Genomic DNA, 20,244 nt, shown 5'->3' with positions numbered 1-20,244 from the left:
TTATTCCTTATCTTTTTCTTCTCTTTGCTTTTTGATGGTTTCAAAAATTGCTTCAAGTTTATTTTCTTGCTCCAAGCTCTCATCAATAATAAATTCAAAATCTGGACATCTAAACCAACCACTCTCTTCTAAGCAATATTCTTTGATGAGATTTTTTGCCTTTTTTAGCTGTGTCAAAATCTCTTTTTTTTCTTGTGGGGTAGCAAAAGGAGCATCTAAAAATACTTGCGCAAAATACTTCCCTTTAGAACATTTTACACTCACAACTCCAAGGGAGTTAAGGCGTGTATCATTAAGATTTGCTAACACACTAGGGATAAGCTCTCTTAGGAGGGATTGTGTGCGTTCTAGCTTAATATTTTTCATTAAAGCGTCCTTTGTTTTGCCACTTCCTTATAAGTTTCAAAAACATCACCAATTTGTATATCATTATAATCTTCTAGCATAATCCCACATTCAAAACCTTTTGCAACTTCTTTAACATCATCTTTAAAGCGTTTTAAAGAAGCAATATTTCCTGAATGTATTACCACACCATTTCTAATAAGACGCACTTTAATGCCTCTTTGTATTGTCCCATCACTCACAAAACAACCTGCAATCGTTCCTACTTTTGCAATATTAAAGGTTTCTCTAACCTCTGCTTGCCCTGTGTTTTCTTCTTCCATAACTGGAGAGAGCAACCCGCCAAGTAATGCTTTAATATCATCTAATAATGAATAAATAATAGAATAAGTTTTAATTTGGATTCCTAACTCTTTTGCCTTATTCTTCACACTTCCTGTAGGACGCACATTAAAGCCTAAAATTACGCAGTTTGTAGAGGCTGCTGCAAGTGTTACATCACTTTCACTAATGCCCCCTACTCCTTTATGGATAATATTTACTTTCACTTCCTCATTTTGAAGTTTTTCTAAGCTTCCTCTAATGGCTTCTAAACTTCCTTGTGTATCAGTTTTGATAATTACTGGCAATGTTTTTAGTTGTCCTAATGAAACCATTGTGCTAAGCTCATCTAAAGAAACTTTAGTAGAGTGTGAAAGCTCTTTTTGTCTTAGATGTGCAGCTCTTTTTTGTGCATAATCTCTTGCGATATTATCATTCTCAACTGCTAAAAGCACAGAACCTGCTGGTGGAACTTCATTTAAGCCCGTGATAACACCTACACATGATGGAGGAATGCTACTAATACTTTTACCAAGATCATCGCTAATTGCCCTTACTCGTCCATAAGCAGTATCTGCAATAATGCTATCGCCCACTTTTAGCGTTCCATTTTGCACAATTAAAGTAGCAACTGGCCCTTTACCTTTTTCTAAACTACTTTCAATCACAACCGCTCTAGCTGGACGATTTGGATTTGCTCTTAATTCTAAAATTTCCGCTTGTAAAAGAATGGTTTCTAATAAATCATCAATTCCCTCACCTGTTTTTGCTGAAATATGCACAAATTCATATTCCCCACCCCATTCTAATGGAGTAAAGCCAAGCTCTGCAGCCTCTGCTTTTAGCTTATCAGGATTTGCATCGGGTTTATCAATTTTATTGACTGCAATGATAATAGGAGCATTGGCAGCTTTTGCATGGTTTAATGCTTCAATCGTTTGAGGTTTTACGCCATCATCTGCTGCAATTACAATAATCGCCACATCTGTAACTTGTGCTCCTCTAGCTCTCATCTCCGAAAATGCTTCATGCCCTGGTGTATCAATAAAAGTAATATCTCTACCGCCTTTAGTAATCGTATAAGCACCAATATGCTGTGTAATCCCTCCTGCCTCACCTGATGCAATTTTAGTATTTCTAATATAATCCAAAAGGGAAGTTTTACCATGATCTACATGCCCCATAATTGTAACTACAGGTGCTCTAACCACTAAATTTTCCTCTGTATCGTCCTTTTCATGAAGCTGTGTGTAATCTAGCTCATCTGCTGTATTTAAAAGCTCAACTTGCACCCCAAATTCTTCAGCTAAAATCTCAATAGCATCTTTTTCTAAAAAGTCGTTTTTAGTAATCATCATTCCAAGACTAAAGAGAACTTTAATTACCTCTCCTGTGCTTCTTCCAACTTTTTCTGCAAACTCATAAGCTCTAATTTCTTCTGGTATTTTTACAATCCCACTTACTACTTCTTGCACTTTTTGGACTTTTGGAGCTTTTTTGCGTCCTCCTCTTCTTGTGCTACCCTGTTCCATAAATGGATTATGTCTTTGTATTTTTATTCTTTCTGTGGTAGTCTTTTTTTCTTCTTCATCTTCAATATTGCGTTCATCTTGCACACTTAAATCAAATAAAATAACTCCCTCTTCTTCATCCTCATCTTCATGAGAGCTTTGGAATTCCCTATTATCTAAAATATCAATTTTTTGTTGGTTGTGTTTTTTAACTTGCAAAGGGGCTTTGTCTTTTTTCTTTTTTTTATCTTTTTTGACAAGATCTTCATCAAGATTTCCAAGCAAATCTTGTAAAGTTTTTGGTGCTGGAGGTGTAGGAGCAACTTTTGGCTCTTCTTTTACTTCCTTTGCCTCATCACGCTTTTTAATAATTCTTAAACCCGTGCGTTTAATAGTTGCTTTATTTGCTTCAAGCACTGGTTCTTTAGGTTCTTCTTTTTTAATAGGCTCTTTTACTGTCTCTTTTGCCTCTTGAGCAGGTTTAATTTCCTTTGTTTCTATTTTGGTTTCTTCTTTAGGCTCTATAGAAATGCTTGCTACTGGCTTTTTAACTTCTTTTTCTTTGATAGTTTTAGCTTCTTTGCTTTCTTTTTTAGCCTCGCTTTTAACAGATACTTTTTTACTCTTTGTTTCTTGTTTTTCTGACTTTTCTGGAGCTGCTTTAGGATTCACTCCTGAAATAATATAGTTATAAAGCTCTTCTGCCTCTGTTGCACTTACAGTGCTAGATGCCGCCTTTACTTCAAAGCCTAATTCTTGCGCCTTTTGTAAAATTTCTTTACTTGTTTTTCCAATCTCTTTGGCAATCTGACTAATACGGACTTTATCCATATATTAAAATCTCCTTTAAAGCTTCTTTAAAATTTTCTTTTTGTTTCTTATCACTTTTACAAACTCTAAGCAAACAATCTAATGCACGAGCTTCCAACCTACAACTAATACAGAGGTAAAAACTCCTCCCACTTCCGCTAAAACGCTGCAATGTGGAATCTTTGTATTGCAAACGCAAAAGCTCTTTTTGTTCAAATCTCCCTCTACACACTACACACATTCTTATTGGATTTAAAGTTTTCATTATAACAAACTAGAACTTAAATTCATCCTCAAAAAGCACCCCAAAATTATCAAAATCAAGTTTTAATACCTTTAATTTTTGAAATTTATTCTGCAGTGCTTCTTGAATCCTTGTGCTATCATCACTGTAACAAAGACTAAAAAATGTAGAACCCGAACCTGAAAGTGTGCTCATAAGTGCTCCATTTCTTAAAGCTGTTTTTTGCACTTCAAACAAAAGTGGAATTTGCTTCATTCTAAAAAATTGATGAAACCTATCCATACTCGCTTCCCTTAGTAAATCCCAACGCTCTTCAAAAAACGCAGCGGATAAAAATGAAGAATGAGACAGATTAAACACAGCATCTTTTTGGCTATATTTTTTAGGCAGGGTCTTACGGGAAAGATGTGTAGAGATGGATTGGTTAGGAATTACCACTACTGCTTTTAGATGCTTAGGGATTCTTTTATTTAAAAACTTTACTTTATTATCATGCAACATACATACATTAAATCCCCCATTACAAGCTGGTGTAATATTATCTGGATGACTCTCATATTCTAAAGCTAAATCTAAAATTCTTTGTTTATCAATAGGAGTATTACTAGCTTTAAAAGCTGCACTAATTGCACCAATAATCACAGCTGAACTACTTCCTAAACCCCTAGAAATAGGGATAGAATTTTCAAAAGTAAATTTAAAACAACGCTTCTCGCCACTCAATTTAAAAAGCTGTTCGCTAAAAATTCTTACAAACACATTATCTACACGCAATTTTGGATTTCTAGATCCCTCCCCTATCACATGAATAGAATTAATTTTAGAGGGTTTTATTAAAAAATAATTATATAAGCCCAAAGCCAATCCCAAAGTATCAAAACCTGGTCCTAAGTTTGCACTCGTAGCAGGAACACGAAACCGCATAATCTCCCTTTAATTTAAATTTGCAAATTTTAGGGTAAATTCTACTTCACCCTTTCCAATTCTTAATTCCTTGGCAATAGAATCCACACTCCAACCATCTTTAAACATAGAAATTATTCTATTCTCATCTATATTTGTAGGATTGCTTGGCGTATAAACAAATTCTTTCAATCTTTCTTCTAATCCCAACATCTTATTTTCCAAGCCCTCGCTTGTTTTTTGGATTTGTGATTGTAAAGTTTCCATTTTGTTTTTAATGGGGGTAATTTGAGCAAAGAGATTAGTATCAATAGTATTTTTTATCTCCAAATGCATATCTTTATAAATTTGCCCTTTAAAGTCTTGTTTAAAGTTTTCTAGCTCGTTTTGCGTCTCTTTAAAACGCTTTTGGAGACGATAAACTTCTTTGTTTAATTCTTCTATAGACTTTTCAAAACGCTTTAATTTTTTTGTGTTTTCACCATCTCTTAAATAGATATATCCCACCAACAGCAAACAAAATGCAATAACCCCAATTCCTGCATACAATAATAATGACTGCTCTTCCAAACTACCCCTCCTTATTTTCTTCTTTTTGACTTTGTCTAATAGAGCGGATTAATGCTCTCTCTTTAGAAGCCACATAACTATCCCACTCTACCTCATCACGACTATGGATATTACCAACCCATGCCAAATTAGAATGGTATGTAAAATACAATGGAATAATCCGCTTTGGAAATGTTGGCAACTCTATTCTACCATAATATAATGTATTTTCTTCTAGCTTATGCTTATCCAGTGCAAAACAACTATGTCCTAAGGTTTTCACCAAACCTTTATTAGCAAGAGAAATATATTCTTTTTGCACAGATTTTATTGTTTGCTCTAAAGTTTCAATCTTGCGATAAATCTCTACTAATAACTCTAAAATCACTACATTATCGCTTTCTAAATTTCCTTTTTTAGCCTTTGTTAGCCTTAACCACTCACCTATTGGATCTTCATCACTTTGAGTTAAGGCATTAAATTCTCTTGCAAATTCCTCTGAATTTTTGTTTGCTTCTTCATATTCTATATTTAAATAAGTTTCTACTAAACGGCTTTTTACAAAATTTTCCATATCTTCTCTTTAAAATATTACATCTAAAATACAAAATCCAAAAAATACAATTCCCAAATATCCATTAACATTAAAAAATGCTCTAGGAATATTTAAAAAGTTTTTAGACACTAAATACTGCTCATAAGCTAGCGCTACACTAGAAACCACAAGCCCTATCCACATAAATAAGCCTAAATTTGCTTCTTTAATAAAAAGTCCCCAAAATATAATTGTCAAAATATGAAAAATCCTAGAAATCCATAAAGTTTTTTGCACTCCAAAAACACTTGGAATAGAATAAAGCTTTTCAGATCTATCATGCTCTATATCTTGAAGCGAATAAAGCAAATCAAATCCTGCTACCCAAAAAAGCACTCCTATGCACAAATAAACCGCCCATAAAGGCACTTCCCCTAAAACTGCAGCCACTCCTGCAATAGGTGCTAATCCCAAAGATAATCCAAGCACTAAATGAGCTAAATAAGAAAATCTCTTCATTAAAGAATAAAGTGCCAAGATACATAAAATAGGAAAGGATAAATAAAAACACAAAGGGTTAATCAAATATCCCATAAACACAAATATTACTGCATTCACTGCCACAAAAACCAATATTGCAAAGGGGGAAATACGCCCATCTACACTAGGACGATTTTTAGTTCTTGCATTAGTGCTATCTATTTTTCTATCAGCATAGCGGTTAAACGCCATAGCAAAATTTCTCGCACTCATAGTAGCAATTACCCCAAAGGCTAAAAGTTTCCAACCAAACCAGCCCCCTGCCGCACTCACCATTGCTATAAAAATAAAAGGCATAGAAAAAATACTATGACTAAAAACTACTAATTCACTAAAATCTTTAATTTTTTTTAGCATTATTTCACCCCAAGTGAGATAATTTTCTTAAACCCATCTGATACAGATAAATCCGAAAAAACCACATTTTCTTTTCTCATTCTCACAATAAAGCCTGAAGTTGGATTAGGAGTTGTAGGAATAAAAACAGAATAATGCTCTTCTTCTTCTTTTGTAATAAAGCCTATTAACTCCATTTCTCCAACTTTTACATAAGCAACCCCCAAATACCCTTCTTTATTTTTGCCTGAAAAGATTTTTAACACCTCTTTGATACCTGAATAAATGCTTTTTACTACGGGAATTTTTGCAATCACAAATTCAGTAAAACGGATAAGCAAAAATTCTTTATTTTTATCCACTAAATGCCCTATATAATACAATAGCCAAAGTGATAGAGCCAAAATTAAAAGTGTTACAAACAAATTAGAATTTGTAATGCCAAAAATGGAATAAAAAATTGTCTCAAAAAAGCGATAGACAAAAGAAAAAATCCAAAACAACAACAAAAAGGGTAAAATCGCAAAAATGCCTTTGCTAATTTTAGATATAAAATTATTCACAGCGTATCCTCTATTTTTATGCTTTAAATGTGGCATTTTAACGCATTTTCACTAAAAAACAAAATAACAATACATTCCATAACAATAATAGGCAAAATTAAGTCCTATTAGCCCATAAAAACAAATCCTAAAAAAGATTGCCAATAAACTTAAAAGATTACATAAAACAAATAGCCAAAAACTAGGTTCTAAAAGAATAATTTTAGTGGGAAAAGACAGCCAATAAAGCAATAAAGAATCCAAAATATCTCCAAAACCTATAAAATGCAACAATAAACTTAAAGGGTAATACAAACTAAATACTAAAGTAATCCAGACTCCATGTAAAGAAAGCGGAGAGAAATAAGGGAAAAAATAATACACTACAATCCCCATAAGAAAAAAGATACTTAAATTTAAAAAAATGCCATATTTTATTTTACCCATACGATTTTTTGGAACTTTATGGAATTTTATAAAAATATAAATATAAAGAACTCCTAAGCTTGAAAAATAAAATCCAACCGAAAAAATAAGTTGTGGAAAAAATGCTAAAAGCACCAAAACACACCAAAAAAGCATTTCTATTTTTAAAAGTTCCACTCCTCTAAAAAACAAGAAAAAAACTACCATTGCCATAGCAAGTGCCCTAAGATATGAGGGAGAAACCCCAAGCACAAAATAATAACCCAAAAGCACTAAAACCACTAAAAATCCAATATCATAATGGCGATTCCTAAAAGGAAAAAATCTTTTTTGTAAAGGAGTATAGAAAAATCCTAACACAAAAAACAAAACTCCGCTTAAGATACCTATATGAAACCCTGAAATAGCAAAGAGATGTGAAATACCATAACTTTGTGCTAAATCTCTCCATGGTTTTGGCAAAGAATCAGCTAAAAAAAGCGTGGCATAAAACTCCCCCATTATCTTTTCTTTGTGTGCTTTTAAAATAAATTCTCTTAAAAAATTTTTAGAATATGGAAGCAAAATTATGTTAAAACTAGGCGCATAAAAACCTTTTAGATATTCATAAAAACTGACTTTTTTAAAAATTACATTAAGCTTTATCTCTCTATTTTGGAGATTTTTCAAATCTTCTTTAGAAGTGGTATAAAATACCCCAAAATCACTTTTTAATTTTAAAACACTATAACTTTGTCCCTTTGCATTATTCTTATAATAATGCAACAAAACTTGTGCGTTTATTTGTGGGTTATTTTGAGTTTTTAAAAGATTGTATGAATAATATTTAAAGCCTAAAGTGCCACTGCCTATAAAAAGTAGTAGCACTAAAAAATAAAATCTCTGCTTAAGATTAGAAAACAAGAAAAGAGAAGACAAGATTAAGTGTTAAATCTCCATACCAAAACATCTAAAGAAGAATTTTCTACAATATCTAACGCAAAAAAGCTTACTTTTCCTGTGGTTGGCAAAGCAATTAAAGAAGCATTTTGATTGTTTGCTACACTAAGAGTGCGTGTATAAGAAAGTATCCCGCTATCTAAAACCATTTCAGCCTTAGAAGTTTTATTACTAAAAGCATTCAAGAACTTTTTAGATTGTGCTTTAGCCTTTTCTTCTAAAGAACGATTATATTTAGAAATCTCCTCATCATTTGCTCCATAATGCCCTAATCTAATTTCAAAAGGACGCGCTATTAAATGATAAAAAATAAATTTAGCACCCACAAATATTTTTCTACTCATCTTAGCAAGTGCCAAAGAATTATCACTAAAATCTGTTGGAGAAAAGATATTAGCATAATCTGATAAAGATTCATTTTTTACAACAAGCACAGGAATACTAGATTTTCTAATAATCTTTCTAGCCACAGAACCCAAAAGAATATCACTTAAATTTTGATTTTCACCCCTTGCACCTATACAAAGAAGTTTTGCATCACTTTCTTCTATATGCTTTGAGAGTTCTTTTTGAATAGTGCCAACATAGCAAAATTGATTAATTTCTATCTCGGGATTAGGATAATTTTTAGATACAAATCGCATCAATGCTTCTTTGCCTGCTTTTTTGTCTTTTTTACTATCTCTAAAAAGAGAATATTCCACAACATGCACTATATCAAGAGTGCATTTTAATTTTTTACTAAGGTAAATCGCCTTACCCAAAGCCACCATACTTGCTTCAGAAAAATCCGTAGCTACTACAATTTTATCTTTCACATTCTCCTCCTTCTTAATACTGTATATGGTTTAGATTATACAATCAAGAGGCTAATAAAACTTAAAATTTCTAAATACTTAACTCTTTTAAGTTTTATTTTATTAAAAATTACCCATACTTTTGCTTAAATTTTTTAAACCCATCTTATTTGTTATATTTCTTTCAAATTAGCATTATGACAATTATTCTATTTTAACCCCCAAATACCCTTTTCCTAAAGGACTTTAAAAACTTCTAGTAATAAACCCTCCTCCTAAAACCTTATCCCCCTCATACACTACAAGTGCTTGTCCTAGTGCTACCCCATAGGCAGGTTCTTTAAGTTTTGCTTGTAAAATCTCCCCTTCTAATTTAATGGTTGCTTTTGTTTTGTGGCTTTTGTAGCGGATTTTAACCTCGCATTCTATCTCTTTTCCCTCGCAATCTTGTGGCAAAGAAAAATTTTTAGCCCATACATTCCATACCGCTAGATCCTCCTTATCTCCTACAACTATTGTATTTTCTTTAGGATTAATTCTAACAACATAATGCGGACTTAACGCACCACTTACACTAAAACCTTTTCTTTTACCTATGGTGTATTGCATATAGCCTTTATGCTTCCCTACTACTTTGCCTTCAAGATCTAAAACCTCCCCCTCTTTTTCTATGGCATAATGCTTTTTAAGCACATCTAAATAACTATTTTCCACAAAACAAATCTCTTGAGAGTCTTTATAAGTTTCTAAATTTCCAAGCCATGGAAGCTCTTTTAATGCGATAGGTTTGATTTCTTGTTTAATTTTATCTCCTAGTGGAAAAATAATGCGTTTTACCCATTCGCTTTTCACCCCAAATAAAAAATAGCTTTGATCTTTACTGCTATCTGCTCCTTGTGCGATTTTCCCATCTTTTACTTGTGCATAATGCCCTGTTGCTACATATTCTGCACCTATCTTATCTGCCAATCTAAATGCAATACCAAATTTCACATAAGGATTACACATAGCACATGGATTTGGTGTCAAGCCATTTTTATAAGATTCCACAAAATAATCATATACAGCCGTTTTAAAAAGCTCCCTTTCATCTACAATTTCATAAGGGATATTTAAATGTTTGGCACATTGTTCAATATTTTTAATATAATAATTATGTTTTTCTTCTTTATCATGCAGTTTCAAATACACTCCATGCACACTATATCCTTGCTTTTGCAAAAGATAAGCACAATAACTAGAATCCACACCACCACTCATTAATAACAAAACTTTTTTCATTTGATTTTCCTTAAAAATTTATCTGTCTTTTATAAAGATCATTTTATTTTTAGATACAAGCTTGTTGCTCGTATATTTTGCCCATAGAATATGAAGTGCATACACATCTCCCTTGATTGCTTTAGCAAAAGGAAAACTAGAATAATAAGCCTTTTTTTCATCTTCGGAGGCTTTTTGGAATAAAGCTTTGATTTGCAACCCCTCAATCTTTAAGAGATTTTTAGAATCTTGTGCGATAATCACCCCTGCATTTGGATTTTGCCCTAAAAGAGCAATATGCTTTGTGCTACTATCACTTTTAAATACAAGGCTTAAATTCTCTTCATAAAAGGCATAATATGCACTCACGCAATACACTTCCAAGCTAGATTCAACCATACTTAAAGAAAGAAGATGATTTCTTGCAATAAAATCCAACATTACTTTATCCATAAAGCAAATTTTATCCAAAAAATAAAAACCAAACAATAATAAAAGCCAATATTTGCCAATATAGTTGCTTTATGCCAAAAAATTATTCTCTTAGCTTTGGCAAACTCTTTTTAGTGATTAAACCCAATAAGACATATTTAAATTTTAGCAATTTATTAAATTACTTTATGCTACAATTAAATCCACACTTAAATCAAAGTCTTTTTGGTTTTAGTCCCTTGTTAAATTACTTTATGCTACAATAGAACAAAAAGAGATAGATGATAGCATTGCGTTTTAGTCCCTTATTAAATTACTTTATGCTACGATAAATTTTAAACAATTAACAACATTTGAATTGTTTTAGTCCCTTATTAAATTACTTTATGCTACGATTTTCTCGCAACCTAAAATTTATTCCTTAGCGTTTTAGTCCCTTATTAAATTACTTTATGCTACGATTTTTTAGCAGAAGAGGCAAAACGAAGAAACGTTTTAGTCCCTTATTAAATTACTTTATGCTACGATAAAAAGCTTAAAAACAATCTTACAGGTATTGTTTTAGTCCCTTATTAAATTACTTTATGCTACGATTGGGCGTGTATCGTTATTGGCAGAGAGGCGGTTTTAGTCCCTTGTTAAATTACTTTATGCTACAATAATTAAAGAGGCTGAGAATGAGGCTGCTTTGTTTTAGTCCCTTGTTAAATTACTTTATGCTACAATAGATTCTTAAAAAAACAAGTATTTAAGAGGGTTTGTGAGGGTATTTAAGTAAAAAATACCAAAAAATATGCTAATATCTTTTAAAGTAATTCAACAAGGGACTAAAATAAGGAGTTTGCGGGACTCCGCGGGATTACAATTCCCTAAAACCGCAATATAAATCCTTAGAAGACTTTCATTAAAATTCAAATAATTTTGGTTGCTTAAATTTATCTTTTCTATTTTGTGTTTCTTTTGGTTTATCTTTACCATATTTATCTTGTTTGTATTGATAATCCCCTTTATTATCAATACAAAATAAAGCCAAATTTTTATCCTGATTTATATCCTCATTAAAACTTGTATTGCCCAAAAGTAATTGCATATTATCAAATTGCTTTTCTGTAACAATTAATGCTCTAATATTTCCAAAAGGAGGCAATTCTCTTTTTACCGCCTCAATAGAATTTTTAGCAGATTCAATACCTTTTGTAATCCGCATATACACACTAAATTGAAGCATAAAATACCCAAGTTTAATCAGATTCTTTCTAAATTTGTTAGCATATTTTTGTTCTTGTTTTGTTACAGTTGGCATATCAAACATTAAAAGAACGCGCATAAACTTGTCTTCAATCATTAAATTCTACCACTCGTAATTCTTCTTTATTAAATAAAGCATTCTTGAAATTCTGCACATATTGATTAATTGCACGATTAAGTGGATAATCCTTACCATTAATCCTAACTTCCCTTTGCAAATTATTAATAAGGTTTCTTTTGAAATCTTTATTTAATATCACACAAATCTCTTTTGTTTTTTCAAACTCCATTCTTCTTAAAACACTCAAATCAACGATGGGTCTAAAAGGCTCTATTAAATCATCACATAAACTAAAGGCATTATAAACATTATCATGTTTTATACCACTCCAAGGAAGCAAACCACTTATACAAACCGCTCTTATAATGCAAGCTCTAACAATTGCATATCCATAATTAAGAGCAGAATTCTCCAAACACAAACTATCCCTAGAAAAACCTATACCAAATAAGGTTTTAAAATATAAAGCCGCTGCAGTTGCCTCTATATTACTTTTATCATTCAATAAAACTTCTTTAGCAAGCTTTCTTAATTGCTTAGCTTCTCTAATCTTATTAGCATTTTCTAAAACATAAGCTTGATTATTGATTTTGTTTTTAATGATTTTTTGCCATAAAATAGCCTTAGTCTGCTCCCTCACAGCAATTTGCATTTTAGTAATTTTGGCACTTTGAAAATGCCCAAGATAAGGAGAAAATACACCATTTATACAATGGGTTTCATCACAGGTTAAGAGAATGATTTTATTTTTTGCTAAAGCACTCAGCAAATTTGATGTGAGATTTATTTGCATAGATTCTAAGATAATAAAATTAATATCTTTTAAATAAATTTTTGCTTCAAATTCTTCTTGTCTGACTACAAGATGATTGGAATATAGATTAAGCTTTGCTTCATTTACAATCAAAACACTTTTAAAAGCTTCATCAAATCCCATTTTATTTCTTTTTCATCATTTCACGCGGTGCAAATTGTGCTTTAAATTTTTCTCCTAAAGGACTCACAATATATTTTTCAAAAACTTCTAAATTTTGTATGCCAATCCCTTCTGTCTCTACCTTATCTTTTTCAAGTTTTGTAAATAATTGTTTTTGATTATCACTCAAGTTTTCACTTTGATTATCATGTTTTGCTATCCTTATTGATACTGAACTGACATTAAAACTCACATAATAGACAAATTCAACTTCTTGCATTCCCTTCTTTTTTAAAAGTAATAAATCATCTTTATACAAAGAAAAACAAAACTCAAAATTTTCGTCCATTTCCAACCAATCTTTAATAATTCCATCTTTTTTACCACTCACAACTGCCCTATTTGGAAGAACCCCTAAAGCAAAATCCATTGTATAAATAGGCACTCCATAAAATTTATTGCTCTTTTTATGCTTAAAAATATCTACCCTAATCATATCCCCATTGCTTACATATTTATTTTCTCCAATTTTTCTAACTTTGCCATATTCTAATGCCTTTTTAAGCCCCTCTTCTCCCCCATAAAGCTTAAGAAATTTTTCTTTAGCACAAAAAGTTTCTTCATGCAAAGCACCTCTTGTTTTCTTTCTTGGTGGCTTAGAAACAAAAATTGCATTAACTTTAGACAATATTTCATCTCTAAACCCTTTTTCAAAAGGATCAAAAAACTTTTGCTTTATTTTATATTGCTCTTTATCTATTTTGTTTGCCAACATCTTTAATTTTAAAAGTTCTTGCTCTTTTTTAAATTGTGAAAATGCTTGAATCATTGAGTTTGTGCAATAAGCAATAATCACAGCATCAAGCCCATGATGTAAATGCCCCTTTCTATTCTTTGAACCAAATCCCAAAAAATGTCTTAAGGTCGCAGTAAGTGTTCCATTGGTTGCTTGCACATGTATTTTACTGCCTCTATCTCCACTTTGCTTGTTTTCCCCTTCTTGCAGAGGTAAAAACTCCAAATATTCTTTGGTATATTTACTTATAAGAGTGGTTGCATATCTAGTATCATTTAAATTTCTAGCAATAAAATCCTTTTGCACTTTATCTATAAATTTTTCATCTAAAATTTTTTGGCGTTTTTTAAAAGGAAGTATAGAAGAAGCACTTTTGATAGCTTCCCATTTTGCTTTATTACTCCCAAAAGCTTCAAAAGGGGTTTTATTGCCCTTTTCTTGATTTTCTTTAATAAAAACTAAAACTTTATTATTATAAGAATCATCAAAGCTCCTTGAATAAGGATAAATATGATCTATTTCTAAAGCCTTTTCATCTTGCAAATCTTTAAGAGTAATTTTTTTGCCACTATAAGCACAAAATTCTTTTTGCTCTTTCCATAGTTTTAATTTTAATTTATTTTTAGAACTTGATTTTATTTCTAATTTTACGCATTGTTCTTCAGCCCATTTATTAAGTTCAGCATTTTCTTGTTGTTCTTTTTCTATTTTATTTCTTATCTCCTTGCTAACCCCAACTTCCCTAGCAAACTCTATATGAATCTTATGCACCAAACCATATTTTTTTATTAAAGCATTTAATACTTTTCTATATTCCTTAATAACTCGCAAAACTACAGGATTATTAATTTCTTCCGCATAAAGAGTTTCACAAAATGGGGGCAATAATTTATGTTGTATTGTATTTTCTTTTTTCTTTAATCCAAGCTCAAGACATGCTTCATCATATCTTTTTAATTCTTTCATTAGAGGGACAATTAAGTTTAAAGCCTTAAAGCTAAGATTAATATGTTCTTTAAAATCAAGTTGCACCAAAGCTTCAAGTTGAGCTTGAGTTAAAGGATAATTTTGCAATTTTTCTTTCAATTTACTTTCGTCTTTCATTAAAGTAATATCTTTGGAAATTTCATCTAAAATTTCCCTTGTTAAAGAATGTTCTCCCAAAGCCTTATTAAATTCACTTAGCTTTTTAAATTCTACAAATTTCTTGCTTTCTGCATTGTCTTTATCGTATTTTAAAGATTTAAAAGATACGCCATCCTCTAATTTAATAATCTGCCTTAATTTAGCGTAAGTAATATTTCCCTTTTTTAAAATATGATTTAATACTTCTAAAAGCACTTCTTTATTAAAAATTATTCCATAATTATTTTTAATAGAATAAAATTCATTAACAATCTTACTTAAAGCAACAAACTCCCAAGCACTATAAGAATTTTTAGGCGCCCTTTTCTCATTTTCAAAAAATGTGCAAACTCCAACACTTTGTGAAAAATCTTTTAAAGGACGCTGAAAAAAGGCTATATTAATAACATTGTCTATAAATTTCTTAGAGAGTTTCATACCAAACTCATTTTGTTTTTTAAAAATAAGTTTCAACTCTTCTTCCAAATCACTTGCTAAAACACAATTTTCATAGCTACTAGTTGTATTGCGAACCTTTTTGAAATTTCCCTGTGTGTTTTGAAAAAATTCCTTGTAAAAATACTCCCCCACACTTCTATAATTTTTTAATTTTTCTCCATTTTCTTTTAAGGCTTTTAAGATTTTACCTTTTTCATTTATATTTGTATTTTTAGAGTTTTTAGCAATATAACCTCTATGCTTTGTAATGTGTAAAATTACTCTTGCTAATTCCTCTTTACTTAAAGCTTCATTTATTGCCTTATAACGCAATTCGTAGGGACTTATTAATTTTCCTTTAAAGGCTTTGGGCAATACTCCATCTTCTGCAATATAATCTTCATATTTTAATCCAAATTCATTAGATAGAATATGTTTCATAGCTCTCATTCTTGCGCTTCTTCTGTTTAATCTGCGTCTAGTGCTTCTTGCATTGCGTCTTGGTAATGCTAGCGATTCTTTATTTTTAGGATTTTCTGCTTGAGTAAAGATTCTAACCCCACAATCTTGCAACTTATTATCCTCTACAAAAGCCCACCCAATAGAACTAACCCCTATATCAAAACCCAAAATTTTCATTCCATCAATCCTTTTTATATTTAAGCTTAATAATTATACATAACTTTTATTGATTATATAAAACAAGGGGTAATTTTCATTCCAAAATGCCATTTTACCTTATAATTTTACTTTTTTACACAAATTAATCTAAATTACTTTATGCTACAATCGTAAATGTGACAATTACTAATGGGGCAGCGTTTTAGTCCCTTATTAAATTACTTTATACTACAATAAGCAAAGATTTAGTAGGTAGTAAGGAATGGTTTTAGTCCCTTGTTAAATTACTTTATGCTACAATAACTTAGATGTTAAAGAAATAAGAGCAGGGGTTTTAGTCCCTTGTTAAATTACTTTATGCTACAATATTCTTAAGAATAACATCACTATAAATTTAGTTTTAGTCCCTTGTTAAATTACTTTATGCTACAATAGATTCTTAAAAAAACAAGTATTTAAGAGGGTTTGTGAGGGTATTTAAGTAAAAAATACCAAAGAATATGCTAATATCTTTTAAAGTAATTTAACAAGGGACTAAAATAAGGAGTTTGCGGGACTCCGCGGGATTACAATTCCCTAAAACCGCAATTATCAAATGTTAGATTGTTAAAAATCCTTAAAATTTTGTTACACAAAACCCATAAATACAAAAATGTATTTATTTTCTACTTTACGCTTTAATATCCAATCCCTTTTTTTGCAACATTTCCAAAAGCTCTAAAATATCTACCCCTTTTTCTCTTTGTATTTTTATAAATTGTTCCCAAAAGCCGGAGTTTATTTCTTCTTTATAAGTCTCACTTTCACTCTTACCTTCTATGGGCTTAAAAGGCTTTTTCTTCTCACTTTTAGCCTCATATTGCTCTTTTGCCTCTTGCATTTCCTCTTCTAGCATTTCTTTATTTTTATTTGCTAGTTCTTTTGAATAATTATCATATTTTTCTTGAAGTGCTAAATAAGCACTTTTAAACTCTTCTATACCTTTGCTTGTGCGGTAAATCTCTTCCATTGCTCTTATATTATTTTCTCCATCCATTTCTAGCCACACCATAGATGCCCTATTTTCATCCATCCATTGATAAAGAGATTTTAACTCACTCTCTCCCATCTTGCCTTTTAAAATTTGATCCCTAATAGAACCTTCAAGTATAGGAATATCCCCTACTAATTTTTCAAATAACTCTGAAAATATCTTAAAAGCCTCATTAGCATTTATAATATTATTTTCCGTTTCTTCTTTAGACAAAATAGTAGAATTTGTTTTATTTGGAATATCCAAAATATTTGTGGAATTTAGATGGATAGTTTTTATCATATATAATCCTTATAGCTTTTATGCTAGATCGGATATATACACAAATAATTTAGGATTATTTAAGATAGATTAAAAAATGAAAGATTTTCTATAAAGGGAAAGAAACCCTTTATAAGCTTATAATTAGCCGTTTCTCTTTTCCATAATCTCTTTTGAGATATTGCTTGGAACCTCTCCATAATGATCAAATTCCATAGTATAAGTTCCTCTACCTTGAGTAGCAGAACGAAGATCTGTAGAATAACCAAACATTTCAGCCAATGGAACAAAGGCATTAACAATTTTTAATCCCATTCTATCATCCATTGAGTTAATTTGTCCTCTTCTTCTGTTTAAATCACCGATTACATCTCCCATATACTCTTCTGGAACTTCAACTTCCACTTTCATCATAGGCTCTAGCAATACAGCTCCTGCTTTTCTACAAGCATCTTTAAACGCCATAGAACCAGCAATTTTAAACGCCATCTCACTTGAATCCACATCATGGTAGCTACCATCAAAAAGCGTAACTTTGAAATCTACAACCGGATAGCCTGCCAATACACCATTTTGCATTGCTTCTTGGATACCCTTATCAACTGCTGGAATATATTCTTTAGGGATAACACCACCTGAAATATTATTAACAAACTCATATCCCTTGCCTGGCTCTTGAGGTTCAATTTTAATAAATACATGTCCGTATTGTCCCCTACCACCTGATTGCTTAGCATATTTACACTCTTGTTCTACACTTTGGCGGATAGTCTCGCGGAATGCAACTTGTGGTTGTCCTACTTCTGCTTCTACTTTAAATTCTCTTTTTAGTCTATCTACAATAATTTCTAAGTGAAGCTCACCCATACCTGAAATAATTGTTTGACCTGATTCTTCATCTGTATGCACTCTAAAGCTCGGATCTTCTTCAGCTAGTTTTGCTAAAGCTAATGCCATTTTTTCTTGATCTGCTTTTGTCTTTGGCTCAACTGCGATAGAAATAACTGGATCTGGGAATTCCATTCTCTCTAAAATCACTGGATCTTTTTCAGAACATAGAGTATCCCCTGTTAGTGTGTCTTTTAATCCAACAAATGCACAAATTTCACCTGCATAAACTTCTTTAATATCTTCTCTTTTGTTAGAGTGCATTTTAAGAAGTCTTCCAACTCTTTCTTTTTTGCCTTTAGTAGAGTTAAGCACATAGCTTCCAGATTCTAGCATACCACGATAAGCACGCACGAAAGTTAGCTGTCCTACAAATGGATCTGTCATAATTTTAAACGCCAAACCTGCAAACTCACCATCATCTGTAGATTTAACACTAATTTCTTTTTCCTCATCTTTTGGATCTACACCGCGGATATCAGCAACTTCTGTTGGAGCTGGTAAATATTCTACAACCGCATCTAACAATGTTTGAACACCTTTATTCTTAAAGCTTGAACCACAAAGCATAGGAATCATTTCCATAGATAAACATCCCTTCTTAATTCCTGCTTTAATTTCTTCTACGCTCAACTCTTCTCCGCCAAGATATTTTTCCATAGTTGCTTCATCAAGCTCTGCAACAGATTCTAAAAGCTTTTCTCTATATTCGTTCGCTTTTTCTACTAATTCTGCTGGAATCTCTTCAATATCATATTTAGCACCCATAGATTCATCGTTCCACACGATTGCTTTCATGGTGATAAGATCTACTACACCCTTAAAGCTATCTTCAGCACCAATAGGAATAACCAAAGGAACTGGCTTAGCTTTAAGTCTATTTGCAATTTGTGATTCTACATTATAGAAATTTGCACCAATTCTATCCATTTTATTTACAAATACAATTCTTGGAACGCCATATTTATTTGCTTGTCTCCAAACAGTTTCACTTTGAGGTTGCACCCCTCCAACAGAACAAAATACCGCAACAGCACCGTCTAAAACACGCATAGATCTTTCAACTTCAATAGTAAAATCTACGTGTCCGGGAGTGTCAATTAGATTGATTTGATAATCTTTCCAAAAACAAGTTGTCGCAGCAGAAGTAATTGTGATACCTCTTTCTTTTTCTTGCTCCATCCAGTCCATTGTCGCAGCACCATCATGCACCTCGCCGATTTTGTGGCTAACACCTGTGTAAAACAAAATTCTTTCAGAAGTTGTTGTTTTACCAGCATCAATATGAGCTGCAATACCAATATTTCTAATTTTATTTAATGGGGTTTTTCTTGCCATTTCTAATCCTTTGGGATAAATATAATTTGAGATTTAAAAGAAATTGTAGAAAATGCAAAAGGGAGATAAAAAGAATCCCTTTGATACATTGTAAAATTACCAACGATAGTGTGCAAATGCTTTATTAGCTTCTGCCATTTTATGCACATCTTCTTTTTTCTTGTATGCTGCACCTCTCTCATTTGCTGCATCAATAAGCTCATTTGCTAGTCTTTCAACCATTGTGCGTTCATTTCTTTTTCTAGCAGAATCTAAAAGCCATCTAATAGATAAAGACTGTTGTCTTGCAGGACGAACTTCTACAGGAACTTGGTAAGTAGCACCACCAACGCGTCTGCTTCTTACTTCTACTAAAGGCTTCACTTTTTCTAAAGCTTTTTCAAAAGTTTCAATACCTTTTTCTTTTGTTTTTTCCTCAATTTTATCAAATGTAGCATAAATGATTTTTTCAGCTACACTTTTCTTTCCATCATACATCATCTTATTGATGAATTTTGTTACAACAATATTGTTATAAATTGGATCACCTAAAACTTCTCTTTGGGGAGCTTTTCTTCTTCTCATTTGTTACCTCACTTACTTTTTAGAATCGCCCTTGGCTTTTTTAGCACCATACTTACTGCGTGAAACAGTTCTTTTTGCTACACCTGCAGTATCTAGCGCACCACGGATAATATGATATTTAACACCCGGTAAGTCCTTTACCCTACCACCACGAATCAATACAATAGAGTGTTCTTGCAAGTTATGCCCTTCACCTGGGATATAACTAATTACTTCAAAACCACTTGTTAGTCTAACCTTAGCAACTTTTCTTAACGCTGAGTTAGGCTTTTTAGGTGTTGTAGTATAAACACGCGTACAAACCCCTCTTCTTTGTGGGCAAACCACCAAAGCAGGAGATTTTGATTTTTTAATGACTTTCTTTCGTTCTTTTCTAATCAACTGATTAATTGTTGGCACTTTTTGTTCCTTCCTAAATAATTTTAATAGAGAAAATGAAGCGGATTATATGGAAAATCCACTTTG

Annotated in this window: 19 protein-coding genes and 1 CRISPR repeat array; all 19 genes read right to left on the bottom strand. The window is 31.8% G+C overall.

All coding sequences use genetic code 11. The features are described from left to right. A complete protein-coding gene (rbfA, locus tag B6S12_RS02055) occupies positions 1-366 on the bottom strand; it encodes a 30S ribosome-binding factor RbfA (protein ID WP_111229155.1) in 366 nt (121 codons plus the stop codon). After that, positions 366-3,008 (bottom strand): translation initiation factor IF-2, encoded by a 2,643-nt coding sequence (gene infB / locus B6S12_RS02050; protein WP_111229154.1) that lies wholly within the window; start codon positions 3,006-3,008, stop codon positions 366-368. The genes rbfA and infB overlap by 1 nt, the downstream gene beginning before the upstream one ends. Beyond that, a complete protein-coding gene (locus B6S12_RS02045) occupies positions 3,001-3,252 on the bottom strand; it encodes a YlxR family protein (protein ID WP_111229153.1) in 252 nt (83 codons plus the stop codon). Before B6S12_RS02045 ends, infB begins: the two co-directional genes overlap by 8 nt. Before the next feature lie 9 nt (positions 3,253-3,261). Next, positions 3,262-4,155, bottom strand: coding sequence for a homoserine kinase (thrB, locus tag B6S12_RS02040; RefSeq protein ID WP_111229152.1), 894 nt, complete (start codon positions 4,153-4,155; stop codon positions 3,262-3,264). A gap of 9 nt (positions 4,156-4,164) precedes the next feature. Further along, positions 4,165-4,704: a DUF6115 domain-containing protein gene (locus B6S12_RS02035; protein WP_245892476.1), complete on the bottom strand. Its 540-nt coding sequence runs from the start codon at positions 4,702-4,704 to the stop codon at positions 4,165-4,167. 1 nt (position 4,705) lies between these two features. Then, the gene (locus B6S12_RS02030; RefSeq protein ID WP_111229151.1) at positions 4,706-5,257 is read right to left on the bottom strand and encodes a hypothetical protein; all 552 of its coding nucleotides are present in this window, start codon (positions 5,255-5,257) and stop codon (positions 4,706-4,708) included. Positions 5,258-5,266: 9 nt separating this feature from the next. Further along, positions 5,267-6,115, bottom strand: a complete 849-nt coding sequence (gene mqnP / locus B6S12_RS02025) for a menaquinone biosynthesis prenyltransferase MqnP (RefSeq protein ID WP_111229150.1) — start codon at positions 6,113-6,115, stop codon at positions 5,267-5,269. Beyond that, entirely contained in the window at positions 6,115-6,657 is a 543-nt protein-coding gene (locus B6S12_RS02020; protein ID WP_111229178.1) for a DUF502 domain-containing protein, read from the bottom strand. Before B6S12_RS02020 ends, mqnP begins: the two co-directional genes overlap by 1 nt. A 51-nt stretch (positions 6,658-6,708) precedes the next feature. Then, positions 6,709-7,929, bottom strand: a complete 1,221-nt coding sequence (locus B6S12_RS02015) for a ComEC/Rec2 family competence protein (RefSeq protein WP_245892474.1) — start codon at positions 7,927-7,929, stop codon at positions 6,709-6,711. A 53-nt stretch (positions 7,930-7,982) separates the two neighbouring features. Then, the gene (locus B6S12_RS02010; protein WP_111229149.1) at positions 7,983-8,819 is read right to left on the bottom strand and encodes a universal stress protein; all 837 of its coding nucleotides are present in this window, start codon (positions 8,817-8,819) and stop codon (positions 7,983-7,985) included. A gap of 225 nt (positions 8,820-9,044) precedes the next feature. Next, positions 9,045-10,079 (bottom strand): tRNA 2-thiouridine(34) synthase MnmA, encoded by a 1,035-nt coding sequence (mnmA, locus tag B6S12_RS02005; RefSeq protein ID WP_111229148.1) that lies wholly within the window; start codon positions 10,077-10,079, stop codon positions 9,045-9,047. Between the two features lie 18 nt (positions 10,080-10,097). Then, complete coding sequence (locus B6S12_RS02000) at positions 10,098-10,511, bottom strand: hypothetical protein (protein ID WP_111229176.1); 414 nt, start codon at positions 10,509-10,511, stop codon at positions 10,098-10,100. Between the two features lie 141 nt (positions 10,512-10,652). Then, a CRISPR array of direct repeats spans positions 10,653-11,216; the repeat unit is 36 nt; unit sequence GTTTTAGTCCCTTATTAAATTACTTTATGCTACGAT. A gap of 178 nt (positions 11,217-11,394) precedes the next feature. Beyond that, positions 11,395-11,835, bottom strand: a complete 441-nt coding sequence (gene cas2, locus B6S12_RS01995) for a CRISPR-associated endonuclease Cas2 (RefSeq protein ID WP_111229147.1) — start codon at positions 11,833-11,835, stop codon at positions 11,395-11,397. After that, positions 11,828-12,736 (bottom strand): type II CRISPR-associated endonuclease Cas1, encoded by a 909-nt coding sequence (gene cas1 / locus B6S12_RS01990; protein WP_111229146.1) that lies wholly within the window; start codon positions 12,734-12,736, stop codon positions 11,828-11,830. The genes cas2 and cas1 overlap by 8 nt, the downstream gene beginning before the upstream one ends. A 1-nt stretch (position 12,737) precedes the next feature. Beyond that, positions 12,738-15,713 (bottom strand): type II CRISPR RNA-guided endonuclease Cas9, encoded by a 2,976-nt coding sequence (gene cas9 / locus B6S12_RS01985; RefSeq protein ID WP_111229145.1) that lies wholly within the window; start codon positions 15,711-15,713, stop codon positions 12,738-12,740. A 652-nt stretch (positions 15,714-16,365) separates the two neighbouring features. Next, entirely contained in the window at positions 16,366-17,010 is a 645-nt protein-coding gene (locus B6S12_RS01980; RefSeq protein WP_111229144.1) for a hypothetical protein, read from the bottom strand. Between the two features lie 123 nt (positions 17,011-17,133). After that, the gene (gene fusA / locus B6S12_RS01975) at positions 17,134-19,215 is read right to left on the bottom strand and encodes an elongation factor G (RefSeq protein WP_111229143.1); all 2,082 of its coding nucleotides are present in this window, start codon (positions 19,213-19,215) and stop codon (positions 17,134-17,136) included. Positions 19,216-19,311: 96 nt separating this feature from the next. Continuing rightward, positions 19,312-19,779 carry a 30S ribosomal protein S7 gene (rpsG, locus tag B6S12_RS01970; protein ID WP_111229142.1) on the bottom strand — a complete coding sequence of 156 codons (468 nt, stop codon included), beginning with the start codon at positions 19,777-19,779 and terminating at the stop codon, positions 19,312-19,314. A gap of 12 nt (positions 19,780-19,791) precedes the next feature. Then, on the bottom strand, positions 19,792-20,178 hold the full coding sequence (rpsL, locus tag B6S12_RS01965) for a 30S ribosomal protein S12 (RefSeq protein WP_111229141.1): 387 nt from the start codon (positions 20,176-20,178) through the stop codon (positions 19,792-19,794). Positions 20,179-20,244 lie beyond the last annotated feature (66 nt).

Origin of the sequence: Helicobacter valdiviensis (assembly GCF_003245365.1) — a bacterium.
GTDB classification, from domain to species: domain Bacteria; phylum Campylobacterota; class Campylobacteria; order Campylobacterales; family Helicobacteraceae; genus Helicobacter_D; species Helicobacter_D valdiviensis.
This window is presented reverse-complemented; position numbering and strand designations above follow the sequence as displayed.